This is a genomic window from Streptomyces mutabilis, assembly GCF_046628145.1.
Taxonomy (GTDB): Bacteria; Actinomycetota; Actinomycetes; order Streptomycetales; family Streptomycetaceae; genus Streptomyces; species Streptomyces mutabilis.
The window spans coordinates 3,860,812-3,882,437 of sequence record NZ_CP176874.1 but is presented as its reverse complement, the minus strand read 5'-3'; the positions used below and the strand labels follow the sequence as shown (position 1 = coordinate 3,882,437).

Genomic DNA, 21,626 nt, shown 5'->3' with positions numbered 1-21,626 from the left:
GCAGGTCAGGCTGTCCGACGACAGCCGTCGGCGTCCACCGCTTTCCGCGGAACGAGCGAGCTTTTGGCCACCCCGTGCGACGGCCGGGTCAGCCGAGGTCGGGTGCGTGCATGGCACGGACGCCCTCGATGTTGCCGTCCAGATAGTGCCGGAGCGAGAGCGGTACGAGGTGGACGGAGGCGATCCCGACCCTGGTGAAGGGCACTCGGACGATCTCGTACTCACCGGCGGGCTCGTCGACCTCGGGGCCGTGCCGCAGCGACGGGTCCATGGACTCCAGTCGGCAGACGAAGAAGTGCTGCACCTTCACACCGGTCGCACCACCGTCCTCGCCGATGTGCTCCACCGTGTCCACGAAGCACGGGACAACGTCGGTGATTTTGGCGCCCAGTTCCTCGTACACCTCGCGGTGCAGGGCGTCCACGACGGTGGTGTCGCCCGGCTCGACCCCACCTCCTGGAGTGACCCAGTAGGGATCGACACCGGGCTTGGTGCGCTTGATCAGAATCAGGTGGCCGCCGTCCAGGAGGACGGCGCGGGCGGTGCGCTTGACCACGGGTCGGACGGTCATGGGAGAAATGTGGCCCGGCTGGTTCCACGTGAAACATCGCGACGCCGACCGCCCGGACCGTCGGCTCAGCTCCAGTCGGCGGCCGCACGCAGCAGCCACTCATGGGCCCGGGCGATGTGTGGCATCGCGAGCGTCCCGGTACGCACCACCAGGAAGTACGTCCGCAGAGGTGGCACCGCGGGGTCGTGCAGGGCGACGACTTCACCGCGCGCCAGCGCCTCGGCGCACAGGTAGCGAGGCAGTACGGCGAGCCCGGCGCCCGCGACCGTACAAGCGAGCACCGCACGCAGGTCTGGAGCGACGACGGTGCCCGGGGCTGCCGGACGGGCGTCGAAGACGGACGCCCAGTAGCGGGCGACGAAGGGCAGCGACTCGTGCACCTCGACCACGGGGACGTGTTCCAGATCGGGTGCGGCGGTGTGTCGGAGCTGATCGGGGCCGGCCCGTTCCGCCCACTGGGGCGCGGCGACCAGTACGTGCTCCTCGTCGCAGAGCGGAGTCGCCGTGAGCAGCGCCCCGCGCGGACGGGCCGTACCGATGGCCAGATCGTGATGCCCGGCGGCCAACCCTTCCAGGGCTTCTTCGGCGTTCCCGAACGAGGCGCGCAGGGCGAAGCCCTGTCCGTCCTCGCCGGTGAGCTCCGTGAGCGCGGGCAGCGCCCGCTCGGCGGTGAACTCCGGGGGGCCGGCCAGATGCAGGGTGCGCAGCGAGGAGTCGTCGTCCAGCCCGGTCTCGGCGATCTCCACCAGGGCATCGAGGTGCGGGGCGGCTTTGTGGGCGAGTTCGTCGCCGATGGTCGTCGGCGTCACGCCGCGGGCCTGCCGCAGGAACAGAGGGCGCCCGAGCTGTCGCTCCAGGGTGCGGATCTGCGAGGTGACGGCCGGCTGGGACAGGCCGAGCAGGGCCGCCGCGCGCGTGAAGGAACCGGCCCGGTGCACGGTCACGAACGTGCGCAGCAAGGCCAGGTCCACGGAAGCCACCCCCCTCTTCTGTTCTCCACCGGCCCTCCGGCCGCGCCCAACTATAAATATGTCGATAGGTCGCTGTCGCTACCGTGATTGGACACTGACACAGAGTCAACTAGCCTAAGTCGCGCGGTTCTTCGCGCGCGAGAACCGGAGGACGGTCCGAGCCACGAGGGGGGAGGCTCGGACCGTCCGTCGCGTTGGGCCGGCCGACGAGGGACGGTCGGCCGTGGTCAGCCGGCCGATTCCTCGAGCGCGCGCAGCAGATCCGCCACGAGGTCCTCGGGGTCCTCAGCCCCGACCGAGAGCCGGACGAAGCCCTCCGGTACCGCGTCGCCGCCCCAGCGTCCGCGCCGCTCGGCCGTGGACCGCACCCCGCCGAAGCTCGTCGCACCCTCGACGAGCCGCAGTGCGTCGAGAAAACGATCGGCACGCGCGCGCGTGGGGAGCGTGAAGGAGACGACGCATCCATAGCGCCGCATCTGCTGCGAGGCGATCTTGTGCGAGGGATCGTCGGGCAACCCCGGGTAGCGCAGGCCGGTGATCTCCGGCCGAGCACGGAGCGCTTCGGCCACCTTGAGCGCGGTGGCGTTCTGCCGGTCCACGCGCAGTTGGAGGGTGGCGATCGAGCGGTGCGCGAGCCAGGCCTCCATGGGCCCGGGGATCGCGCCGACGATCTTGCGCCAACGCCGTACGGCGGCCATCGCCTCGGCGTCCCGACCGGCCACGTAGCCGAGGAGGACGTCACCGTGCCCGGTGAGCTGCTTGGTGCCGCTGGCCACCGAGAAGTCGGCGCCCAGGTCCAGCGGACGCTGCCCGAGAGGTGTGGCGAGCGTGTTGTCGACGGCGACCAGGGCGCCGCGCGCGTGCGCCGCGTCGGCGAGCCGCCGGACGTCGCAGACGTCCAGCCCGGGGTTGGACGGTGTCTCGATCCACAGCAGTCCCGCCCCGTCCAGGACGTCCAGCTGGGCGTCCCCGCCGGTCGGCGCGGTGCGCACCTCGATGCCGTACGCCTCCAGCTGGGTGCGGACCAGCGGCAGCGCCTGGTAGCCGTCCTCGGGCAGGACGGCCACGTCCCCGGCGCGCAGCTGTGAGAAGAGCACCGAGGAGATCGCGGCCATGCCCGAGGCGAACACCAGTGTCTCGACGTCGTCCTGCCCGGGTGCCTCCAGTTCGCCGATGGCGCGCTCGAGGTGGGTCCAGGTCGGGTTCTCGTCGCGTCCGTAGGTGTACGGGCCGGTCGGCTCCCCCGGCAGGTGGAAGTGGGCGGCGAACACGGGCCCGGGCAGCGTCGGCTCGTGCTTGACGGGCTCCGGGAGGCCGGCCCGCACCGCCCGCGTGCCGTCGCCGGTGCCGGGAAGGGGCCGTCGTGTGCCTGTGCCGTCCCTGTTGTCGGTATCGGATTCGCTCATGCTGCCCGTCCTTCCACCTGCTCGCGTACCGCGGCGAGCAGTCCGTCGCTCGCCGCCTCCACCATCTCAAGGCACTCCTCGAAGCCCTCCACGCCCCCGTAGTAGGGGTCCGGCACGTCGAGGTCACCGCGGTCGGCGGCGGGGTCGTAGGAGCGCAGCAGCCGCACCTTGTCCGCGTCCTGTTCCGTGGGCGCGAGGCGGCGCAGTGCCCGCAGGTGGCCGGCGTCCAGGGCGATGACGAGGTCGAGACGGGAGAACCAGGACGGCTTGAACTGCCGCGCCGTGTGGTCCAGGCCGTAGCCGTTCTCCGCCAGGACGGCCATCGTGCGCGGGTCGGCGCTCTCGCCCTCGTGCCAGCCGCCCGTGCCGGCGCTGTCGGCCTCGACCAGACCGTCCAGCCCGGCATCCGCCACGCGCGCGTGGAAGACGGCCTCGGCCATCGGGGAGCGGCAGATGTTGCCCGTGCACACGAAGCAGACGCGGTAGGTCATGGGATCAGTCCTTGTCGGGCAGGAACGCGTTGAGGGCCCAGGAGACGATCGAGATGATCAGGCCGCCCAGGACTGCGGTCCAGAACCCGTCGACGTGGAAGCTCAGGTCGAGCTTGTCGGCCAGCCACGACGTGAGCAACAGCATCAGTGCGTTGACCACCAGGGTGAACAGGCCGAGGGTCAGGATGAACAGCGGGAAGGTCAGCACCTGCACGATCGGCTTCACCAGCAGGTTCACCAGGCCGAACACCAAGGCGACGACGATCAGTGCGAGTGCCTTCTCGCCGGTGCTGCCCCCGGTCAGAGTGATCTTGTCGAGCAGCCATACGGCGACCGCGAGGGCGGCCGCGTTGGCGATCGTCTTGACTAGGAAATTCTTCATGTGTCTGATCGTGGCAGACGCGATCGGAAACGAACGGTGAGGCAGGGGCGGACGAGGCGATGAAGGCATTTCGGCTGGACGAACTGGAGGCGGAACGCGCCGCCAATGACGGTGCCTACCTGCAGTTCCTGCGTGAGCGGAACATGTCGGTCGGTCTCTACGCCCTCGACGCGGGCTCGTCCGACCTGCAGCAGCCGCACGCGCAGGACGAGGTGTACTTCGTCGTGAGCGGCCGGGCCGCGATCACCGTGGGCATGGAGACCACCCAGGTCGCCCGCGGCAGCGTGGTCTACGTGCCGGCCGGGGTCGCCCACAAGTTCCATCACATCAGCGAGGACCTGCGGGTTCTGGTGGTGTTCTCTCCGCCCGAGAGCTGAGCCGCGCCTCAGGGTTCCCTAGGGGATCGGTCAGGGGGAGACAAGGGATGCGAGGGCCCTGCCGGGGCCCTCGTCGGCCCTAGCATCGGGTGCAGGACATTCAGGAGATTCCCAGCGGGCTTCCGGGCCACCGAAGGCCCCGACACTCGACGGGCGGAGAGGTAAGGACGAGGGCGATGCGAGAGATCTTCACGGAACTGCCGTGGTGGGTGAAGTGGATCGCGGTGCCGGTCATCGCCCTGGTCGTGTTCGGCGGGCTGATCGCCAGCGTGCTCGGCTTCGTGATCGGACTGCTGTTCAAGCTGCTGGTCTTCGTGGCCCTGGTCGGCGGACTGATCTACGTCGTGCGGAAGTTCATGTCGAATTCATCGTCCCGCAGCGACTGGTGAGAGCTGTGTGACACCGGTGGCGGTAACAGGAATCGCGGGTTCCCTCGCGCGAGGGAAGTTTCCCGGACGGAACGTCAGCAAGCGGTGACCGACGGTTAGAGTCCGGAACTCGACGCGGGGGCGACCCCGCGAGCGGCGTACACCCCCACCCGTGTTCCCCGCACGGGGCTGCCCCCTCGCGTTCCGGGAGTGACCCTTGGCCACGGCCGACACCGCACTTGTTCCGCTGCACGCCTTGCCCGCGCAGCCCCACTCGACGGCTCGGACGCCCCCCACGTCCCCCTCCGATGCCCCGTCCTCCGCGACGCTCATCGGATCCGTGCAGCGGGCGATGCGCCTTCTGGAGCGCGTCGCCGAGCACGAGTACGGAGCCCCCGCCAAGCAACTGGCCCGTGAGACCGGACTGGCACTGCCCACGGCTTACCACCTGCTGCGCACGCTGGTGCACGAGGGCTATCTGCGCCGTGAGAAGGGCCTGTTCTTCCTCGGCGAGGCCGCCGAGCGGCTGAGTAGCAGAGAGGCCCAGCAGAAACGTCGCAGCACGGTGGTCGACGCGTTGGCGCGCTGGCGCGACGCGATCGGTGTTCCCGTCTACTACGCCATGTACCGCGACGGCGAGATCGAGGTCATGTGCGTCTCCGACACCCCGGGCAATCCGGCCGTGGAGGAGTGGGCGGACTTCCGCGAGACCGCACACGCGCACGCCATCGGGCAGTGCCTGCTCTCGCAGCTGGACGAGGAAGCCCGCCGCGACCACCTGGACCGGTACCCGGTGCGGCCCGTGACGCCGTACACGGTGCGTGATGGCAATGCCCTGATGAAACGGCTGGAAAGCATGCGTCGGATGGCGCCGGTGGTCGAACGCCAGGAGTACGCACTGGGCACGGTCTGTGCGGCGATCCCGATCACGGTCGGCACCACGGCCGCCACCATGGCCATTTCTCTGCCCCTCCAGCAGGCCGACCGGCTGCTGCCCGCGGCACAGCGATTGCAGGACGAAGTGGGGCGCCTTTTGGGGTCACTGGCGATCTCTATCAGTATCTGAAAACTCACTCCTTGTGATCTGGTGTGTACGTTGAGCAAGATGCCACCAGTGTTAGAGGTTTGATTCCCGGACAGTCGACGGCGAATGACGGGTGTGCGATGGGCGAGTCCGTACAGGCAGAGGTCATGATGAGCTTTCTCGTGTCCGAGGAACTCTCGTTCCGCATCCCGGTGGAACTGCGCTACGAGACCTGTGATCCCTATGCCGTGCGACTGACCTTCCATCTGCCCGGAGACGCGCCGGTGACCTGGGCTTTCGGACGGGAGTTGCTGGTCGACGGCGTGGGCCGGCCGTGCGGTGACGGCGATGTGCGCATCGCTCCCGTCGACCCGGAGCCCCTGGCCGAGGTGCTGATCCGCCTTCAGGTGGGCAACGACCAGGCGCTGTTCCGCTCGTCGGCGGCACCTCTGGTGGCCTTCCTCGACCGGACCGACAAGCTGGTGCCGCTGGGGCAGGAGGGGGCGCTCGCCGACTTCGACGCCCACCTCGACGAGGCTCTGGACCGCATCCTGGCGGAGGAACAGAGCGCGGGCTGAACCGTTACGGCACCTCTTCCGCGGTGCCGTAACGCTTCGCCGGGGCGGGCGCCCGTGGTTCAGCGCTTACGGCGTCGGCCCCGCCCACCGCGTACGGGCGCCGCGCTCGCGCCGGGAGTCGCTCCGGCGGCCCGGGCCGACGGGCGGTCGGTGGGCCGGTCGGCCGACACGACCAGGGCCGCGAGCGCGGTGGTGACCGGAACGGACGCCACCAGGCCGATCGAGCCGACCAGCGTGCGCACGATCTCCTCCGCGACCAACTCGCTGTTGGCGACCGTCCCCACCCCGCTCTGCGCGATGGAGAACAGCAGCAGCAGCGGAAGGGCCGCGCCCGCGTAGGCGAGGACCAAGGTGTTGACGACCGAGGCGATGTGGTCGCGTCCGATCCGGATGCCGGCGCGGTACAGCCCGCGCCGGCCCAGCGTCGGGTTGGCCTCGTGCAGCTCCCAGACCGCCGACGTCTGGGTGACCGTCACGTCGTCGAGGACACCGAGCGAACCGATGATGACTCCTGCGAGCAGCAGACCGCTCATGTCGATCGTCGGGTACAGGCCGTGGATGAGGCCGGTGTTGTCGTCCGTATTGCCGGTGAGGGCGGCCCAGCCGATGAACAGCGACCCGAGCACGCCGATCAGCACCAGGGAGATGAGCGTGCCCAGTACCGCCACGGAGGTGCGGGCCGACAGACCGTGGCACAGGTAGAGCGCGATCAGCATGATGGCGCTCGACCCGATCACCGCCACGAGCAGCGGGTTCGAGCCCTGCAGGATCGCGGGCAGGATGAAGAAGTTCAGCACCAGGAAGCTGATGGCCAGGGAGATGAGGGCCATGAGGCCCCGCAGCCGCCCGACGACCACGACGGCGAGGGCGAAGATGCCGGCGAGCAGGGCCATCGGGACCCGGCGGTTGATGTCGGTCACCGAGTACTGCAGATCCCTGGGCGCGGAGGGCTCGTAGGCGACCACGACCTCCTGGCCTTCGTGCAGCTGCCGTGACTGGTCCGGCTGCACGATCTCGTCGAAGGTACGGCCCTTGTCCTTGCCGCTGTCGACGCGGATCGTCGCGCGCTTGCAGTCGCCGTTCGCCTGCTGCACCGCGGAAGAGCCCTCGGCGGTCGAGGTGTCGCCGGTCGGGGGAACCCCCGATGCGTTGACGGACTGGCAGCTCAGCTCGACCACCTTGGTGACCGTGGCCTGCTGCGTCTGCCGGTCGAAGCCGACCCCGGTGCGTTCGTGCGGCGGTGCGCCGCCCGGCCACAGCACCGCGAGCCCGATCAGCACGGCCGCGGCGAACGGGATGAGAATCGCGGCGATGACCTTCCGAAGGTGCCGGGAGACGGGCGCCGCCGGTCCGTGACTGTGCGCGTGGGAGTGGCCGTGTCCGCCGCCCGGGCCGTGCCCGCCGCCCGGGCCGTGCCGTCCGCCGGCACCGTGTCCGCCTCCCGGTCCCTGTCCGCCCTCCGCGTCATGTCTGTCGCCGCCGGGACCATGAGCGCCAGGTGAGGCCGGACCGGCTTCGCGGCCGTCGCCGTGCTCGGTGCCCGGTCCGCGGCGGGGCTCGTGCGGCGGGAAGGGGGGATGCTGCGGTGTGGTCACCGACCGATCATCGCAAGAACAAGGGGGGCCCTCTGTTCACCGCGCCCGAATTGACGCTAGCGTGGAGGCACCTTTGTACACGCGGGAGCTCGGAGCACCGGGCTGAGAGGGCGCTGACCTCCGTCCCAGCGATGTTTCACGGGAAACGTCACCGAAGCCGAGTGACGTTCCCCACGAAGCGTCGGCGGACGGACACGGCTGCGTCGACCGCCGAACCTGTTACCGGGTAATGCCGGCGTAGGGAGTAGGTCTCATGACCATCAAGGACGCACGCACGCCTGCCTCCGCACAGAACTCCGCCCAGGAGGAGACCGCGGAGGCCGGGAAGTCCGTCGGCTGGCACAAGGCGTACGTCGAGGGCTCGCGCCCCGACCTGCGGGTGCCGGTCCGTCAGGTGCACCTCACCAACGGGCAGTCGGTCACGCTCTACGACACCTCGGGCCCGTACACCGATCCGCTCGTCGACACCGATGTCCGCAGGGGACTGCCGCCCCTGCGGGAGAACTGGATCATCGCCCGCGGCGACACCGAGGAGTACGCGGGCCGTCCCGTGCGCCCCGAGGACGACGGAATCAAGCACACCTCACCACGTGGTGGTCTGCGCAACCTCGACGCCGTCTTCCCCGGCCGCCCGCGCCAGCCGCGCCGCGGACGCGACGGCACCGCGGTCACGCAGCTCGCGTACGCGCGCCGGGGAGAGATCACGCCGGAGATGGAGTACGTGGCCATCCGGGAGAACGTGGCGCCGGAGGTGGTCCGCGAGGAGATCGCGGCGGGCCGTGCCGTGCTGCCCGCCAACGTCAACCACCCCGAGATCGAGCCGATGATCATCGGCAAGCGGTTCCTGGTGAAGGTCAACGCCAACATCGGCAACTCGGCGGTGACGTCCTCCATCGAGGAGGAGGTCGAGAAGATGACTTGGGCGACCCGGTGGGGCGCCGACACGGTCATGGACCTTTCCACCGGCCGCAACATCCACACCACGCGGGAGTGGGTGCTGCGCAACTCCCCCGTCCCCATCGGGACGGTGCCGCTCTACCAGGCCCTGGAGAAGGTCGACGGCCGGGCCGAGGAACTGACCTGGGAGATCTACAAGGACACGGTCATCGAGCAGGCCGAGCAGGGTGTGGACTACATGACGGTCCACGCCGGTGTGCGCCTGGCGTACGTACCGCTGACCGCCAACCGCAAGACCGGCATCGTCTCGCGCGGCGGGTCGATCATGGCGGCGTGGTGCCTGGCGCACCACAAGGAGTCGTTCCTGTACGAGAACTTCGAGGAGCTCTGCGAGATTCTCGCCGCCTACGACGTCACCTACTCGCTCGGCGACGGCCTGCGGCCGGGTTCCATCGCGGACGCCAACGACCAGGCGCAGTTCGCGGAGTTGCGCACGCTCGGGGAACTCAACACGATCGCCAAGCGTTACAACGTACAGACCATGATCGAGGGCCCGGGCCACGTCCCGATGCACAAGATCAAGGAGAACATCGACCTTCAGCAGGAGATCTGTGATGAAGCTCCGTTCTATACGCTCGGCCCGCTGACGACCGACGTCGCGCCCGCCTACGACCACATCACCTCCGGCATCGGTGCCGCGATGATCGCCTGGTGGGGTACGGCCATGCTCTGCTACGTCACACCCAAGGAGCATCTGGGCCTGCCCAACCGTGACGACGTCAAGACCGGCGTCATCACCTACAAGATCGCCGCCCATGCCGCCGACCTCGCCAAGGGGCACCCAGGTGCGCAGGAGTGGGACGACGCGCTGTCGGACGCCCGTTTCGAGTTCCGGTGGGAGGACCAGTTCAACCTGGCCCTCGACCCGGAAACGGCTAGGGAGTTCCACGACGAGACACTGCCGGCCGAGCCTGCCAAGACGGCCCACTTCTGCTCGATGTGCGGGCCGAAGTTCTGTTCGATGAAGATCAGCCAGAGCATCACGGAGCGGTTCGGCGGTACGGCCGCCGAGGGAGCGTCTCCGGAGGAGGTCGCCGAGGGGATGCTCCAGAAGTCGAGGGAGTTCGCGGCGAGCGGGAACAGGGTGTACCTGCCGATCGCGGACTGACGTCACCCGCCCCGGTGCTCCGTACCCCCGAAGGCAAGGGGGGTACGGGGCCCGGGCGGTGACTACTCGGGCCGGTGCTCCGGGCCACCGAAGTCCGGGCTGCTGTAGTCCGGGCGGGAGTAGCTCGGACGCGGGCCGGTGGCGGGGCCCTCCCCGGGGCTCGTGAATCCCGGGCGGCCGTAGCCGAGGTGCGGCATGCGGTTCGTGGGTGCCGTCGGTCCCGTGTGCAGCGCCGCGGCGCCGGGATCGGCGAGTGCCTCTCGCAGGAACGGCAGGATGCCCCGCTCGAGCAGGGCGTCGTGCCAGGCACCCCTGGCCCGGACCACTTCCTCGTCGAGTTCGTCGTGGTAGCCGGACTCGGCGAAGGGGCGGTTGCGCAGCGCGGTGAGCAGCAGCCCCACCGCGGCGACGAGGATCGCCACCGCGGTCACGGCGCCGAACACCCATCCGGTGGTGAGCATGGTCTGCGCGAAGGTCTGCCCCGGGTCGAGCATCTTCAGGAGATAACCGACGAACAGGAAGATCGCCGCGGCGGTGCCGGCCAGGACGGGCGCCAGGACGGCGACGACGGCCACGGCCCCCGCGCCGGTCGCCTCGGCGACCTCACCCATGGTGGCGGCGAGCCCCGCCGCGCCCGTGCCCTGCTCCTCGGAGCCGGACTCGCGCGTGGCCGGTGCCTGGGAGGACGGCGTCGGATGGCGCAGTTCCTCCCGGACCTTGACGTAGTGCTGGTACTCGGTGGCGGCCGCCGCGGTGATGAGGGCGGTGGCGTTGAGTGCCATGGTGCGCAGTTGTTCGGAGTTGAGCCGCTGTCCGACAGCGGCCAGCTCCGGGCGGTGTGGTGCGGAGCGCAGCGCCTCGTCGAGGACCCGCTCGTACTCCTGGCGGTCCTCGTTCGGCAGGTGCTGCGGAACGCTGTTCATGTGCATCCCCCGATGCTCCGTAGGGCTTGGGGCTCGCATGCCAACGAGCCGTCGGGCAGAAACGGAGGGGAGCCTGCTACGGATAAGCCGATGGTAGAGCGGTGACGGTGGAGGGTGACAGGGGGTTTCCAGAAATTGGGTGCCGACCTGTACGGAAGCCGCAGCGGAAAAGACCGTCCGATGAACGGTCAGGCCTCCAGCGGAAGTTGCTGGACCAGCAGCTTTCCGGCCATGGTCACGCCGCCGTCCATCGCGATGGCCAGCCCGTCCGCGTAGACGTGAGGTCCTTCGACCGCGGTACGGGTGTCGTCCTCGCCGTCCTCGGAGCCGACCTCACCCAGCAGATAGGGGATGGGGCTGTGGCCGTGAACGATCCGGGTGCCGCCGTACGTATCCAGCAGGGACCGCACGGCGTCGGCGCCGCCCTCGTCGCGGAAGGAGAAGCGCTTGGTGAACTTGCGGAACAGGTCCCACACCTCTTCCGCGTCGTTGCGCGTGAGCGTCTCGCGGACGGTGTCGTTGACCTCCTCGATGGAGCGGCCGTAGTCCAGGTAGGTGGTGGCGTCCGAGTGGACCAGGAGGTGGCCGTCGACCTCCTCCATGGCGTCGAGGCGGGCCATCCACTGCAGATGGTGGTCCTGGAGGCGGTCCATGTCGGTCTTCTGGCCGCCGTTCAGCAGCCAGGCCGCCTGGAAGGTGGCGGTGCCGGCGCCGGAGTTGACGGGCGTGTCACCGAATCGTTTGGCGCCCAGCAGCAGCAGCTCGTGGTTGCCCATGAGCGCCTTGCAGTAGCCGCCGGCCGCGGCGGCCTCGGCGGACAGTCGCATCACGAGGTCGATGACGCCGATGCCGTCGGGGCCGCGGTCCGTGAAATCGCCGAGGAACCAAAGCCGCGTGGTGCCGGCGCACCACTGGCCGGCGGCGTCGATGAGGCCCTTCTCCTGCAGGGCGGCCACCAGCTCGTCGAGGTAGCCGTGCACGTCGCCGACCACGAACAGCGGGCCCTGGCCCGTGGCGGGCTGCGCCACCTGAACCGGATCGGGTTCGACGGTCACCTGGACAGTGTCACCCCGACGGATGACGGGCAGATCCCGCTGGGTGGGCGTGTACCCGTCCGGCAGGGCCTCCTCGTACCCCTCCTCGGAGGGCGGTGCGGCCTCGCTCGCCTGCGTCCCGGGGACGGCGTACGGAGCGGTCTCATGGACGTAAGCGGGTACCCGGAAGTCGCGCACCGTCGCCGTCCGCTGCACCTCGGGTCCCTGACCGGCCCCCTGAGTCATCGACCCCTCCACCATCGCGCCGCATCTGCACCGCTTCGGACTGCCTGGTCGCAGCGGCCCGCGGTGTGTGGGCCCATCATAGGAATGCGGATCGCGCTGTGTGATGACCCAGGGGTGGTGAATCAGAACAGGACTCCGGTTCACCGCGGCTTTCGCCCCGATTGGGCCCGGCTTCGCCCGTCCGCGACAGCGGCACGACCACGCTCCGGACGCGACCCTACTCGCGCTCGGGCGACCTCGGCGGGCTGACCGTGGTCCGGGGCGGGCGGCGCTGCGACGACGTGCGCACGATCAGCTCCGTCGGTATCACCTGCTCGACCGGCTGGTCCGACGCGAGCCCTTCGATGGCGTCGATCAGGACCTGGATCACCGCCGTACCGATGCGCCGGGGCTTCAGCGACAGCGTGGTGATGGGCGGCTCGGTGCTGGCGTACACGGTGGACTCGCTGCAGCAGACCAGCAGCAGGTCCTCCGGGACGCGCAGTCCGTAGCGGCGGGCGGCGGCGAGCAGGTCGGTGCCGTTCGGGTCGAACAGGCCGTACACGGCGTCGGGCCGGTCGGGGCGGGCGAGCAGCCGGTCGGCTGCCACGGCCCCGGCGCACGGGTCGTGTGCCGGGTAAGCCTCGTAGACGGGATCCTGGCCGACGCGTTCGCACCAGCGCAGGTAGGCGGTGGTCGACAGATGCGTGTACGTGTCGGTCGTGGTGCCGGTGAGCAGGCCGATCCGGCGGGCGCCGGCGTCGGCGAGGTGGTCGAGGATGCCGAGCACCGCGGCCTCGTGGTCGTTGTCGACCCAGGCGGTGACGGGGAGCGTGCCGGCCGGGCGGCCGTCGGAGACGACCGGTAAACCCTGGCGTACGAGTTCACTGACGACCGGGTCGTGGTCGGAGGGGTCGATGACGACCGTGCCGTCGAGCGCGACGTTGGACCACACGTCGTGACGGGAGGTCGCCGGGAGGATGACGAGTGCGTAGCCCCGGGCGAGCGCGGCGGACGTGGCGGCGCGCGCCATCTCGGCGAAGTACGCGAACTCGGTGAAGGTGAAAGGTTCATCCCCGTACGTCGTCACGGTCAGGCCGATGAGTCCGGACTTGCCGGTGCGCAGCGTGCGGGCGGCGGCCGAGGGCCGGTAGCCCAGTCGGTCCGCGACCTCGCGCACATGGCGCCGGGTGGCGTCCGGGAGTCGGCCCTTGCCGTTGAGGGCGTCGGAGACGGTCGTGATGGATACTCCGGCGGCGGCGGCCACGTCCCTGATGCCCGCCCGACCCGGCCGGCTGCCTCGACGTGAGGTTTCCGCGCGGCTCACCTGGTGCTTCCCTGCTGCTGTCATGGCGAGCCGATAGTAGGGCTCATGGGGCGGGGTAGGGCGGACGCATATGCACGCGTTGACAGTCACGTTTCTGCAAGATCATTAAGGGCTAACTGCCATGGAAAGGAAGCCGGTTGACGTCACTCGCCCCAGTATCTGACGTACCGACGACTGGGGGCCTGTCCCGTGGTCGATGTTGCGAAGAGGTCTCAACTCACCTGCACGAGGGATGCGCGCCACGGCGCGAGCCACCGGCGCGTAGATATATGTTCGGCGCGCCCCCCGAATCGTGCGCCTTCGTGTCCTGATGCCCCTGATGCCAGTGTGACGGATGAGGTCTGACCGTGCCTATACGCAGCGGAGCCGAATCCTCTTAAGGTGAGAAGTATTCGATGCCGGTGGTGGTCATGAGGAGGACTGCGGTGAGCGAGACGAGCCCCAAGCTGCGCGCCGAGCTGGAGGGGATTCCCACCTACAAGCCGGGCAAGCCCGCCGCGGCCGACGGCCCGGCGGCCTACAAGCTGTCCTCCAACGAGAATCCTTACCCGCCCTTGCCGGGCGTGATGGAGACGGTGACGGCCGCGGCCTCGTCCTTCAACAGGTACCCGGACATGGCCTGTACGTCCCTGATGAGCGAGCTGTCGGACCGTTTCGGTGTGCCCCTCTCCCACCTGGCCACCGGTACCGGTTCGGTCGGTGTGGCGCAGCAGCTGATCCAGGCGACCTCGGGGCCGGGCGACGAGGTGATCTACGCCTGGCGCTCGTTCGAGGCGTACCCGATCATTACGCAGATCAGCGGCGCGACCTCGGTGCAGGTGCCGCTCACCCCGGGCGATGTGCACGACCTGGACGCGATGGCGGCAGCGATCACCGACCGGACCCGGCTGATCTTCGTCTGCAATCCGAACAACCCGACGGGCACGGTGGTTCGGCGGGCCGAACTGGAGCGCTTCTTGGACCGGGTGCCCAGTGATGTGCTGGTGGTTCTCGACGAGGCCTACCGGGAGTTCATCCGCGACCCCGAGGTGCCGGACGGCTGCGAGCTGTACCGCGAGCGGCCCAACGTCTGCGTGCTGCGGACCTTTTCGAAGGCGTACGGCCTCGCCGGCTTGCGGGTCGGATTCGCGATCGCCCACGAGCCGGTGGCGGCGGCGCTGCGGAAGACGGCGGTGCCCTTCGGGGTGAGCCAGATCGCCCAGGAGGCGGCGATCGCCTCGCTGCGTGCCGAGGACGAGCTGATCGGCCGGGTCGGTTCGCTCGTGTGCGAGCGCACGCGCGTGGTCGACGCGCTGCGCGCGCAGGGCTGGACGGTGCCGGAGACCCAGGCGAACTTCGTGTGGCTGCGGCTGGGGGAACGCACGGTCGCGTTCGCGGACGCGTGCGAGCAGGCCGGCGTGGTCATCAGGCCGTTCCCGGGTGAGGGAGTGCGGGTGACGGTCGGAGAGAGCGAAGCGAACGACATCTTCCTGAAGGTGGCGGAGGCGTTCCGCAAGGAGCTGTAGGCGACTGCGCGCGCCCACCGCAGGGCGGTTGGGGTGCGCCCACGCAGGGTCGTAGCAGTGGGAAGGGCGGGCAGTTACGCGTCGACGCGCTCGACGCTTACCGGGTCGCCGTCGCGCACCGTTGCCAGCAGCCGCGGGTTGCCGTCGAGACGGCCGAGGACATTGCACTCGCGAGGCGACACTCGGCGCCTCGCGAGATCGGCGTGGGACCGTAGGGGAGCGCCAGAGCGTCGCCGTCGATCCAGAAGGCGACCGTGCCCGGCTCCACGACCTGCCGGGCGTCCGTTTCACGTGAAACCGACACACCTGTGTCGAAGTACACCTCCTCGCCCCACGTGTGAGCGGAGGCGGTGATAGGTAGCGCCTTGGCGAGCGCCTGCGCGGTCGGGGTGTCGTCGAGTACTGCGGTGAGGTGGCCCGCAGGCCATGAGATGTGTATCTCCATGCGGCGAATTCAACAAGATGTTGAAGTTCCCGCCAAGGGGTTGACGTCACAGGGGACCCCCCTTCCGGTGTCGAAAAGCTGTAGGTCATAATTGCTTGTGAATGTGAACGCGTTCACAAGCGTGTCCCGGTTGCGCCCGAGTTAGGTGTGGCATACACGCACAAACTGCCGCCGACCATGGCGAGTGGCGATGCAAGGAGAGTGACGACGTGGACATAGCTCTGGCGCCGGAGACGCTGGCGCGCTGGCAGTTCGGCATCACGACCGTCTACCACTTCCTGTTCGTCCCCCTGACGATCTCGCTGGCCGCCCTCACGGCAGGCCTGCAGACCGCCTGGGTGCGCACCGAGAAGGAGAAGTACCTCAGAGCGACCAAGTTCTGGGGCAAGCTCTTTCTGATCAACATCGCCATGGGTGTCGTCACCGGCATCGTGCAGGAGTTCCAGTTCGGCATGAATTGGTCCGACTACTCCCGCTTCGTCGGCGATGTCTTCGGCGCCCCGCTCGCCTTCGAAGCGCTGATCGCCTTCTTCTTCGAGTCGACCTTCATCGGCCTGTGGATCTTCGGCTGGGACAAGCTGCCCAAGAAGATCCACCTGGCGTGCATCTGGATGGTCTCGATCGGCACCCTGCTGTCGGCGTACTTCATCCTGGCGGCCAACTCCTGGATGCAGCACCCCGTCGGCTATCGGATCAACGAGGAGAAGGGCCGGGCCGAACTCACCGACTTCTGGGCCGTCCTGACCCAGAACACCACCCTCAATCAGGTCTTCCACAGCTTCTCGGCGGCCTTCCTGACGGGCGGAGCCTTCATGGTGGGCATCGCCGCCTTCCACCTGATGCGCAAGAAGCACATCCCGGTGATGCGGACCTCGCTCCGGCTCGGCCTCGTCACCCTGGCGGTCGGCGGCATCCTCACCGCGGTCAGCGGCGACACCCTCGGCAAGGTCATGTACGAGCAGCAGCCGATGAAGATGGCCGCCGCCGAGGCGCTGTGGGACGGCGAGGAACCGGCACCCTTCTCCGTCTTCGCCTACGGGGACGTCGACGAGGGACACAACAAGGTCGCCCTGGAGATCCCCGGACTGCTGTCCTTCCTCGCCCACAGCGACTTCGACTCGTACGTGCCCGGCATCAACGACACCAACGAGGCCCTGCAGGAGAAGTTCGGTCCCGGTGACTACAAGCCCATCGTTCCCGTCGCCTACTGGGGCTTCCGGTGGATGATCGGTTTCGGTATGGCGTCCTTCTCCCTCGGACTGCTGGGCCTGTGGCTGACGCGGAAGCGATTCCTGTTGCCGGCGGCCCTGCGGACCGGCGAGGACGAGGTGCCGCACCTGGTCCTGCTGCGCAAGCCGCTCGGCACCAGACTCAGCCGTCTGTACTGGCTCCTGGCGCTCTGGACGATGGCGTTCCCGCTGATCGCCAACTCCTGGGGCTGGATCTTCACCGAGATGGGCCGTCAGCCCTGGGTCGTCTACGGCGTGATGCAGACCCGCGACGCGGTCTCCCCCGGCGTCTCCACGGCCGAGGTCATCACCTCGATGTCCGTCTTCACCCTGCTGTACGCCGTCCTGGCCGTCATCGAGGTCAAGCTGCTCGCCAAGTACGTCAAGGCGGGCCCGCCCGAGCTCAGCGAAGCCGACCTCAACCCGCCCACGAAGATCGGCGGCGACCTCCGTGACGCCGACAAGCCGATGGCCTTCTCGTACTAGGCCGAGGGAGCTGCACAGTCATGGAACTGCACGACGTCTGGTTCGTTCTGATCGCCGTCCTGTGGACCGGCTACTTCTTCCTGGAGGGCTTCGACTTCGGGGTCGGCGTGCTCACCAAGCTGCTCGCCCGGAACAGGGCCGAGAAGCGGGTGCTGATCAACACCATCGGCCCCGTCTGGGACGGCAACGAGGTGTGGCTGCTCACGGCCGGTGGTGCCACCTTCGCGGCCTTTCCGGAGTGGTACGCCACGCTCTTCTCCGGCTTCTACCTTCCCCTGCTGGCCATCCTCGTCTGCCTGATCATTCGGGGAGTCGCCTTTGAGTACCGGGTGAAGCGCCCCGAAGAGCGCTGGCAGCGCAACTGGGAGACCGCGATCTTCTGGACCTCGCTGATCCCGGCGTTCCTGTGGGGCGTAGCCTTCGGCAACATCGTCCGCGGCGTGAAGATCGACCGGGACCTGGAGTACGTCGGTTCGGTCTGGGACCTGCTCAACCCTTACGCCCTCCTCGGCGGCCTGGTCACCCTGACGCTGTTCACCTTCCACGGAACGGTGTTCACGGCGCTCAAGACCGTCGGTGAGATCCGCGAGAGGGCCCGGACCCTGGCCCTGCGCGTCGGTCTGATCACCACCGTGCTCGCCCTCGCCTTCCTGGTCTGGACACAGGTCGCCAATGGTGACGGCAAGAGCCTGGCGGCCCTCGTGGTGGCCGCTGTCGCCCTGGTCGTCGCGCTGATGGCGAACCAGGCGGGGCGCGAAGGATGGTCGTTCGCCCTGTCCGGCGTCACCATCGTCGCCACCGTGGCGATGCTCTTCCTGACGCTCTTTCCGAACGTCATGCCGTCCACGCTCGACGCGGACTGGAGCCTCACCGTCACCAACGCCTCGTCCAGCGCCTACACCCTGAAGATCATGACCTGGCTGGCCGCGGTCGCCACCCCTCTCGTCCTGCTCTACCAGGGCTGGACGTACTGGGTGTTCCGCAAGCGGATCGGTACCCAGCACATCGCCGAAACCGCGCACTGAGTCCGGCGGGGTGTGTTTCACGTGACATGGTCTCTTGTTCCACGTGAAACACACCTTCCGAACGGGAGGGCACGTTTCACGTGAAACCCATCGACCCACGTCTCCTGCGGTACGCCCGCGCCACCCGACTCTTCCTGACGGCAGTCGTCGTCCTGGGTGCCGTCGGGGCCGGACTGCTCGTCGCGCAGGCCATGCTCATCGCCGAGGTGGTGGTGGGCGCCTTCCAGCACGGAATGACGGCAGCCGAACTCCGCACACCCCTGCTGCTTCTGGTGGCTGTCGCCTGCGGTCGCGCGCTGGCCGGCTGGCTCACCGAACTGGCCGCGCACCGGGCCAGCGCGGCGGTGAAGTCGGAGCTGCGCGGCCGGCTGCTCGAGCGGGCCACCGCACTCGGTCCCGGCTGGCTGAGTGGGCAGCGGACCGGATCGCTGGTCGCCCTGGCCACGCGTGGAGTCGACGCCCTCGACGACTACTTCTCGCGCTACCTGCCCCAGCTGGGGCTCGCTGTGGTCGTACCCGTCGCGGTGCTGGCCCGCATCGTCACCGAGGACTGGGTCTCCGCGGCAATCATCGTCGGCACCCTGCCGCTCATACCGATCTTCATGGTGCTGATCGGCTGGGCCACGCAGTCCCGGATGGACCGCCAATGGCGGCTGCTGTCGCGGTTGTCCGGGCACTTCCTCGACGTGGTCGCCGGACTGCCGACGCTGAAGGTCTTCGGGCGGGCCAAGGCGCAGGCCGAGTCGATCAAGCGCATCACCGGTGAGTACCGGCAGGCGACCATGCGGACCCTGCGGATCGCCTTCCTGTCGTCCTTCGCGCTGGAACTTCTGGCCACGCTCTCCGTCGCTCTCGTCGCCGTCACCATCGGCATGCGGCTCGTCCATGGGGACATGGCCCTCTATGACGGCCTTGTCGTGCTCGTACTCGCGCCCGAGGCCTATCTGCCACTGAGGCAGGTCGGGGCCCAGTACCACTCGGCGGCGGAGGGCCTCGCCGCCGCCGAGGAGATCTTCTCCGTGCTGGAGCGGCCCGTACCGGCCGCGGGGGCCGGTCCGGTGCCGGACGGCGGCACCCTGGCGTTCGAGGGCGTGACCGTCCGCTATCCCGGACGCGCCACAGACGCCGTGACGGACGTGAGTTTCACCGTCGATCCCGGTGAGGCGGTCGCCCTGGTCGGCCCGAGCGGGGCGGGAAAGTCGACGCTTCTCAGTACTCTGCTCGGCTTCGTGGGCCCGACCGGGGGGCGAGTCCGCGTAGGGGGAGCCGACCTCACCGACCTGGACCTTGAGCAGTGGCACGCCCGCGTCGCCTGGGTGCCGCAGCATCCGCACCTGTACGCGGGCACCATCGCCGAAAACGTACGACTGGCGCGGCCCGACGCCGACGACGACGCCGTACGGCGCGCGCTGCGGGACGCGGACGCGCTGGCGTTCGTCGATGCGCTGCCCGAGGGGGCGGCGACGGTGCTCGGCGAGGGCGGCAGTGGACTGTCCGCCGGGCAGCGGCAACGACTGGCGCTGGCCCGGGCGTTCCTCGCCGACCGGCCCGTGCTGCTGCTCGACGAGCCGACGGCCGCCCTGGACGGTGCCACCGAGGCCGAGATCGTGGCCACTGTGCGCAGACTGGCCAAGGGACGGACGGTTCTGCTGGTCGTGCACCGGCCGGCCCTGCTGGAAGTGGCCGACCGGGTGGTTCGGCTGGAGGAGACGCCGTCGCGCGCCACGGCGATAGAAGGCGCCCACGGGGCGGCACCGGCTGCGCGCCACCAGGAGGACGTCGCTGGCGGCCCTGCCCGAGCGGTCCTCGACGCGCCGATCACCGGGACGGAGACCGGGGGCGGTGTCCTCGCCAGGGTGCGTGCCCTGTCATCCGCACGGCGCGGGCGGCTGGGTCTCGCACTGCTGCTCAGCAGCCTGGCGCTCGGCAGCGCCGTCGGACTGATGGCCACCTCCGGGTACCTCATCTCGCGCGCGTCCGAGCAGCCACCGGTGCTGTATCTGATGGTGGCCGTGACGGCGACGCGCGCCTTCGGGATCGGGCGTGCCGTCTTCCGTTACGCCGAGCGGCTCGTGTCCCACGACGCGGTCCTGCGGATGCTGGCCGACACCCGGGTCGCCGTGTACCGGCGACTGGAGCGGCTGGCACCCGCCGGACTGCGCCACAGCCGCCGGGGAGACCTGCTGTCCCGGCTCGTCGCCGACGTCGACGCCCTGCAGGACTACTGGCTGCGCTGGCTGCTGCCCGCCGGTTCCGCTGTGATCGTCTCCGTCGCGTCCATCGGTTTCACCGCCTGGCTGCTGCCCGAGGCGGGCGTCGTGCTCGCCATCGGTCTGCTGGCGGCCGGAGCCGGGGTCCCGCTGGTCACCGGCGCCGTGGCCCGGCGGGCCGAACACAGGCTGGCGCCCGCCCGTGGCGTGCTCGCCACCCGGGTGACCGACCTGCTCACCGGCACCGCCGAACTGACCGTCGCCGGCGCTCTGCCCGCGCGGGCCGCCGAGGCGCGCCGGGCGGACGGCGCGCTCACCCGGATCGCCTCGCGCGCCGCCACCGCCACCGCGCTCGGCGACGGGCTCACCGCCTTGATCTCCGGCCTGACCGTCGCGGGGGCCGCTCTCGTCGGTGTCCAGGCGGTCGCCGACGGCCGGCTCGCAGGAGTGGCCGTGGCCGTCGTGGTACTCACCCCGCTGGCCGCTTTCGAGGCCGTACTCGGGCTGCCGCTGGCCGTGCAGTACCGCCAGCGGGTCCGCAGGAGTGCGGAGCGTGTACACGAGGTGCTCGACGCTCCCGTGCCGGTGCGGGAGCCGGAGACGCCCCGGCAGGCGCCCGCGTCGCCGTTCCCCGTCGTCCTCGAGGGACTGACCGCCCGCCACGCCGGGCAGAACCGGGACGCTCTGGCGGGGCTCGACCTGACCCTGGCGAAGGGCCGCCGCATCGCTGTGGTCGGCCCGTCCGGGTCCGGCAAGACGACGCTGGCCCAGGTGCTGCTGAGGTTCCTCGACGCGGACGCGGGCTCCTACACGCTGGCCGGCGTGGACGCCCACGCTCTGGCCGGCGACGACGTGCGGCGGCTCGTCGGGCTGTGCGCCCAGGACGCGCACCTCTTCGACAGCTCGGTGCGTGAGAACCTGCTCCTCGCCAGGAAGGACGCTTCCGAGGACGCGTTGCGTGACGCGCTGGGGCGAGCCCGGCTGCTGGACTGGGCCGACGGCCTGCCCGACGGCCTGGACACTCTGGTCGGGGAACACGGGGCCCGGCTCTCCGGCGGTCAGCGCCAGCGGCTGGCACTGGCCCGGGCGCTGCTCGCGGACTTCCCGGTCCTGGTCCTGGACGAGCCCGCCGAGCACCTGGACCTGGCGACCGCCGATGCGCTCACGGCCGATCTGCTGGCGGCCACCGAGGGCCGCACCACCCTCTTGATCACGCACCGGCTGGCAGGCCTGGGGGCCGTCGACGAGGTGATCGTGCTGGACGAGGGCCGGGTCGTGCAGCGGGGGACCCACGCGGAACTGGCCGCCGTGCCGGGGCCGCTGCGGACCATGGCCGAGCGGGAGGCGACGGCGGAACTGCTGGTGGGAGCCCGGTGACCGGCAGACGGG

At 69.6% G+C, this 21,626-nt stretch carries 18 protein-coding genes, 1 pseudogene and 1 riboswitch; of the genes and pseudogenes, 9 read left to right on the top strand and 10 right to left on the bottom strand.

The window, feature by feature from the left end:
• Positions 1–88: 88 nt before the first annotated feature.
• The 5 genes from ACLIN4_RS17405 to ACLIN4_RS17385 all read right to left on the bottom strand — a co-directional run bounded on the left by ACLIN4_RS17405 (position 89) and on the right by ACLIN4_RS17385 (position 3,821).
• On the bottom strand, positions 89–571 hold the full coding sequence (locus ACLIN4_RS17405; RefSeq protein ID WP_100045396.1) for an NUDIX hydrolase: 483 nt from the start codon (positions 569–571) through the stop codon (positions 89–91).
• 65 nt (positions 572–636) lie between these two features.
• On the bottom strand, positions 637–1,542 hold the full coding sequence (locus ACLIN4_RS17400; protein ID WP_289909067.1) for a LysR family transcriptional regulator: 906 nt from the start codon (positions 1,540–1,542) through the stop codon (positions 637–639).
• A 227-nt stretch (positions 1,543–1,769) separates the two neighbouring features.
• Positions 1,770–2,948, bottom strand: coding sequence for a cystathionine gamma-lyase (locus ACLIN4_RS17395; protein WP_289909038.1), 1,179 nt, complete (start codon positions 2,946–2,948; stop codon positions 1,770–1,772).
• Positions 2,945–3,439 carry a low molecular weight protein-tyrosine-phosphatase gene (locus ACLIN4_RS17390; protein ID WP_107479447.1) on the bottom strand — a complete coding sequence of 165 codons (495 nt, stop codon included), beginning with the start codon at positions 3,437–3,439 and terminating at the stop codon, positions 2,945–2,947. Before ACLIN4_RS17390 ends, ACLIN4_RS17395 begins: the two co-directional genes overlap by 4 nt.
• Positions 3,440–3,443: 4 nt before the next feature.
• Positions 3,444–3,821 (bottom strand): phage holin family protein, encoded by a 378-nt coding sequence (locus ACLIN4_RS17385; RefSeq protein ID WP_100045393.1) that lies wholly within the window; start codon positions 3,819–3,821, stop codon positions 3,444–3,446.
• Positions 3,822–3,880: 59 nt separating this feature from the next.
• On the opposite strand from ACLIN4_RS17385, the gene ACLIN4_RS17380 reads away from it, so the two are divergent.
• The 4 genes from ACLIN4_RS17380 to ACLIN4_RS17365 all read left to right on the top strand — a co-directional run bounded on the left by ACLIN4_RS17380 (position 3,881) and on the right by ACLIN4_RS17365 (position 6,168).
• Entirely contained in the window at positions 3,881–4,198 is a 318-nt protein-coding gene (locus ACLIN4_RS17380; protein ID WP_411575987.1) for a cupin domain-containing protein, read from the top strand.
• Between the two features lie 176 nt (positions 4,199–4,374).
• A complete protein-coding gene (locus ACLIN4_RS17375) occupies positions 4,375–4,587 on the top strand; it encodes a DUF5326 family protein (RefSeq protein WP_043382480.1) in 213 nt (70 codons plus the stop codon).
• 319 nt (positions 4,588–4,906) lie between these two features.
• Complete coding sequence (locus tag ACLIN4_RS17370) at positions 4,907–5,632, top strand: IclR family transcriptional regulator (RefSeq protein ID WP_100045408.1); 726 nt, start codon at positions 4,907–4,909, stop codon at positions 5,630–5,632.
• A gap of 98 nt (positions 5,633–5,730) precedes the next feature.
• Positions 5,731–6,168 (top strand): SsgA family sporulation/cell division regulator, encoded by a 438-nt coding sequence (locus ACLIN4_RS17365; protein WP_073726029.1) that lies wholly within the window; start codon positions 5,731–5,733, stop codon positions 6,166–6,168.
• A gap of 59 nt (positions 6,169–6,227) precedes the next feature.
• Here the strand turns inward: ACLIN4_RS17365 and ACLIN4_RS17360 are convergent, their stop codons facing one another.
• Positions 6,228–7,763 (bottom strand): YibE/F family protein, encoded by a 1,536-nt coding sequence (locus tag ACLIN4_RS17360; protein ID WP_290013473.1) that lies wholly within the window; start codon positions 7,761–7,763, stop codon positions 6,228–6,230.
• A gap of 71 nt (positions 7,764–7,834) precedes the next feature.
• Positions 7,835–8,024, top strand: a riboswitch (TPP riboswitch).
• Between ACLIN4_RS17360 and thiC the strand changes: the two genes are divergently transcribed.
• Complete coding sequence (thiC, locus tag ACLIN4_RS17355; protein WP_289909036.1) at positions 8,017–9,828, top strand: phosphomethylpyrimidine synthase ThiC; 1,812 nt, start codon at positions 8,017–8,019, stop codon at positions 9,826–9,828. Its footprint overlaps the riboswitch before it by 8 nt.
• A 62-nt stretch (positions 9,829–9,890) precedes the next feature.
• Here thiC and ACLIN4_RS17350 read toward each other — a convergent pair whose 3' ends face one another.
• The 3 genes from ACLIN4_RS17350 to ACLIN4_RS17340 form a co-directional block, all read right to left on the bottom strand.
• On the bottom strand, positions 9,891–10,757 hold the full coding sequence (locus ACLIN4_RS17350; protein ID WP_411575986.1) for a hypothetical protein: 867 nt from the start codon (positions 10,755–10,757) through the stop codon (positions 9,891–9,893).
• Positions 10,758–10,939: 182 nt separating this feature from the next.
• On the bottom strand, positions 10,940–12,046 hold the full coding sequence (locus ACLIN4_RS17345) for a metallophosphoesterase family protein (RefSeq protein ID WP_107476850.1): 1,107 nt from the start codon (positions 12,044–12,046) through the stop codon (positions 10,940–10,942).
• A 202-nt stretch (positions 12,047–12,248) separates the two neighbouring features.
• Positions 12,249–13,361 (bottom strand): LacI family DNA-binding transcriptional regulator, encoded by a 1,113-nt coding sequence (locus ACLIN4_RS17340; protein ID WP_071528902.1) that lies wholly within the window; start codon positions 13,359–13,361, stop codon positions 12,249–12,251.
• A 401-nt stretch (positions 13,362–13,762) separates the two neighbouring features.
• Between ACLIN4_RS17340 and hisC the strand changes: the two genes are divergently transcribed.
• Positions 13,763–14,842: a histidinol-phosphate transaminase gene (gene hisC / locus ACLIN4_RS17335; protein ID WP_100045386.1), complete on the top strand. Its 1,080-nt coding sequence runs from the start codon at positions 13,763–13,765 to the stop codon at positions 14,840–14,842.
• Between the two features lie 74 nt (positions 14,843–14,916).
• On the opposite strand, the pseudogene ACLIN4_RS17330 reads toward hisC, so the two are convergent.
• Positions 14,917–15,287: pseudogene (locus ACLIN4_RS17330) on the bottom strand (cyclophilin-like fold protein).
• Between the two features lie 209 nt (positions 15,288–15,496).
• Between ACLIN4_RS17330 and ACLIN4_RS17325 the strand changes: the two are divergent.
• From ACLIN4_RS17325 to cydD, 3 genes are all read left to right on the top strand, one after another.
• Positions 15,497–17,002: a cytochrome ubiquinol oxidase subunit I gene (locus tag ACLIN4_RS17325; RefSeq protein ID WP_411575985.1), complete on the top strand. Its 1,506-nt coding sequence runs from the start codon at positions 15,497–15,499 to the stop codon at positions 17,000–17,002.
• 20 nt (positions 17,003–17,022) lie between these two features.
• Entirely contained in the window at positions 17,023–18,027 is a 1,005-nt protein-coding gene (gene cydB, locus ACLIN4_RS17320) for a cytochrome d ubiquinol oxidase subunit II (RefSeq protein WP_107476853.1), read from the top strand.
• Between the two features lie 80 nt (positions 18,028–18,107).
• On the top strand, positions 18,108–21,614 hold the full coding sequence (gene cydD, locus ACLIN4_RS17315; protein WP_290013477.1) for a thiol reductant ABC exporter subunit CydD: 3,507 nt from the start codon (positions 18,108–18,110) through the stop codon (positions 21,612–21,614).
• Positions 21,615–21,626: the final 12 nt, after the last annotated feature.

What these genes read in the sequence shown, in the direction of transcription:
- ACLIN4_RS17345 (WP_107476850.1), bottom strand. Translation starts at nt 12,046, where the DNA reads ATGGTGGAGGGGTCGATGACTCAGGGGGCCGGTCAGGGACCCGAGGTG.
- ACLIN4_RS17340 (WP_071528902.1), bottom strand. Translation starts at nt 13,361, where the DNA reads ATGACAGCAGCAGGGAAGCACCAGGTGAGCCGCGCGGAAACCTCACGT.
- ACLIN4_RS17365 (WP_073726029.1), top strand. Translation starts at nt 5,731, where the DNA reads ATGGGCGAGTCCGTACAGGCAGAGGTCATGATGAGCTTTCTCGTGTCC.
- cydB (WP_107476853.1), top strand. Translation starts at nt 17,023, where the DNA reads ATGGAACTGCACGACGTCTGGTTCGTTCTGATCGCCGTCCTGTGGACC.
- ACLIN4_RS17385 (WP_100045393.1), bottom strand. Translation starts at nt 3,821, where the DNA reads ATGAAGAATTTCCTAGTCAAGACGATCGCCAACGCGGCCGCCCTCGCG.
- ACLIN4_RS17380 (WP_411575987.1), top strand. Translation starts at nt 3,881, where the DNA reads ATGAAGGCATTTCGGCTGGACGAACTGGAGGCGGAACGCGCCGCCAAT.
- ACLIN4_RS17375 (WP_043382480.1), top strand. Translation starts at nt 4,375, where the DNA reads ATGCGAGAGATCTTCACGGAACTGCCGTGGTGGGTGAAGTGGATCGCG.
- ACLIN4_RS17350 (WP_411575986.1), bottom strand. Translation starts at nt 10,757, where the DNA reads ATGCACATGAACAGCGTTCCGCAGCACCTGCCGAACGAGGACCGCCAG.
- ACLIN4_RS17405 (WP_100045396.1), bottom strand. Translation starts at nt 571, where the DNA reads ATGACCGTCCGACCCGTGGTCAAGCGCACCGCCCGCGCCGTCCTCCTG.
- ACLIN4_RS17390 (WP_107479447.1), bottom strand. Translation starts at nt 3,439, where the DNA reads ATGACCTACCGCGTCTGCTTCGTGTGCACGGGCAACATCTGCCGCTCC.
- ACLIN4_RS17395 (WP_289909038.1), bottom strand. Translation starts at nt 2,948, where the DNA reads ATGAGCGAATCCGATACCGACAACAGGGACGGCACAGGCACACGACGG.
- thiC (WP_289909036.1), top strand. Translation starts at nt 8,017, where the DNA reads ATGACCATCAAGGACGCACGCACGCCTGCCTCCGCACAGAACTCCGCC.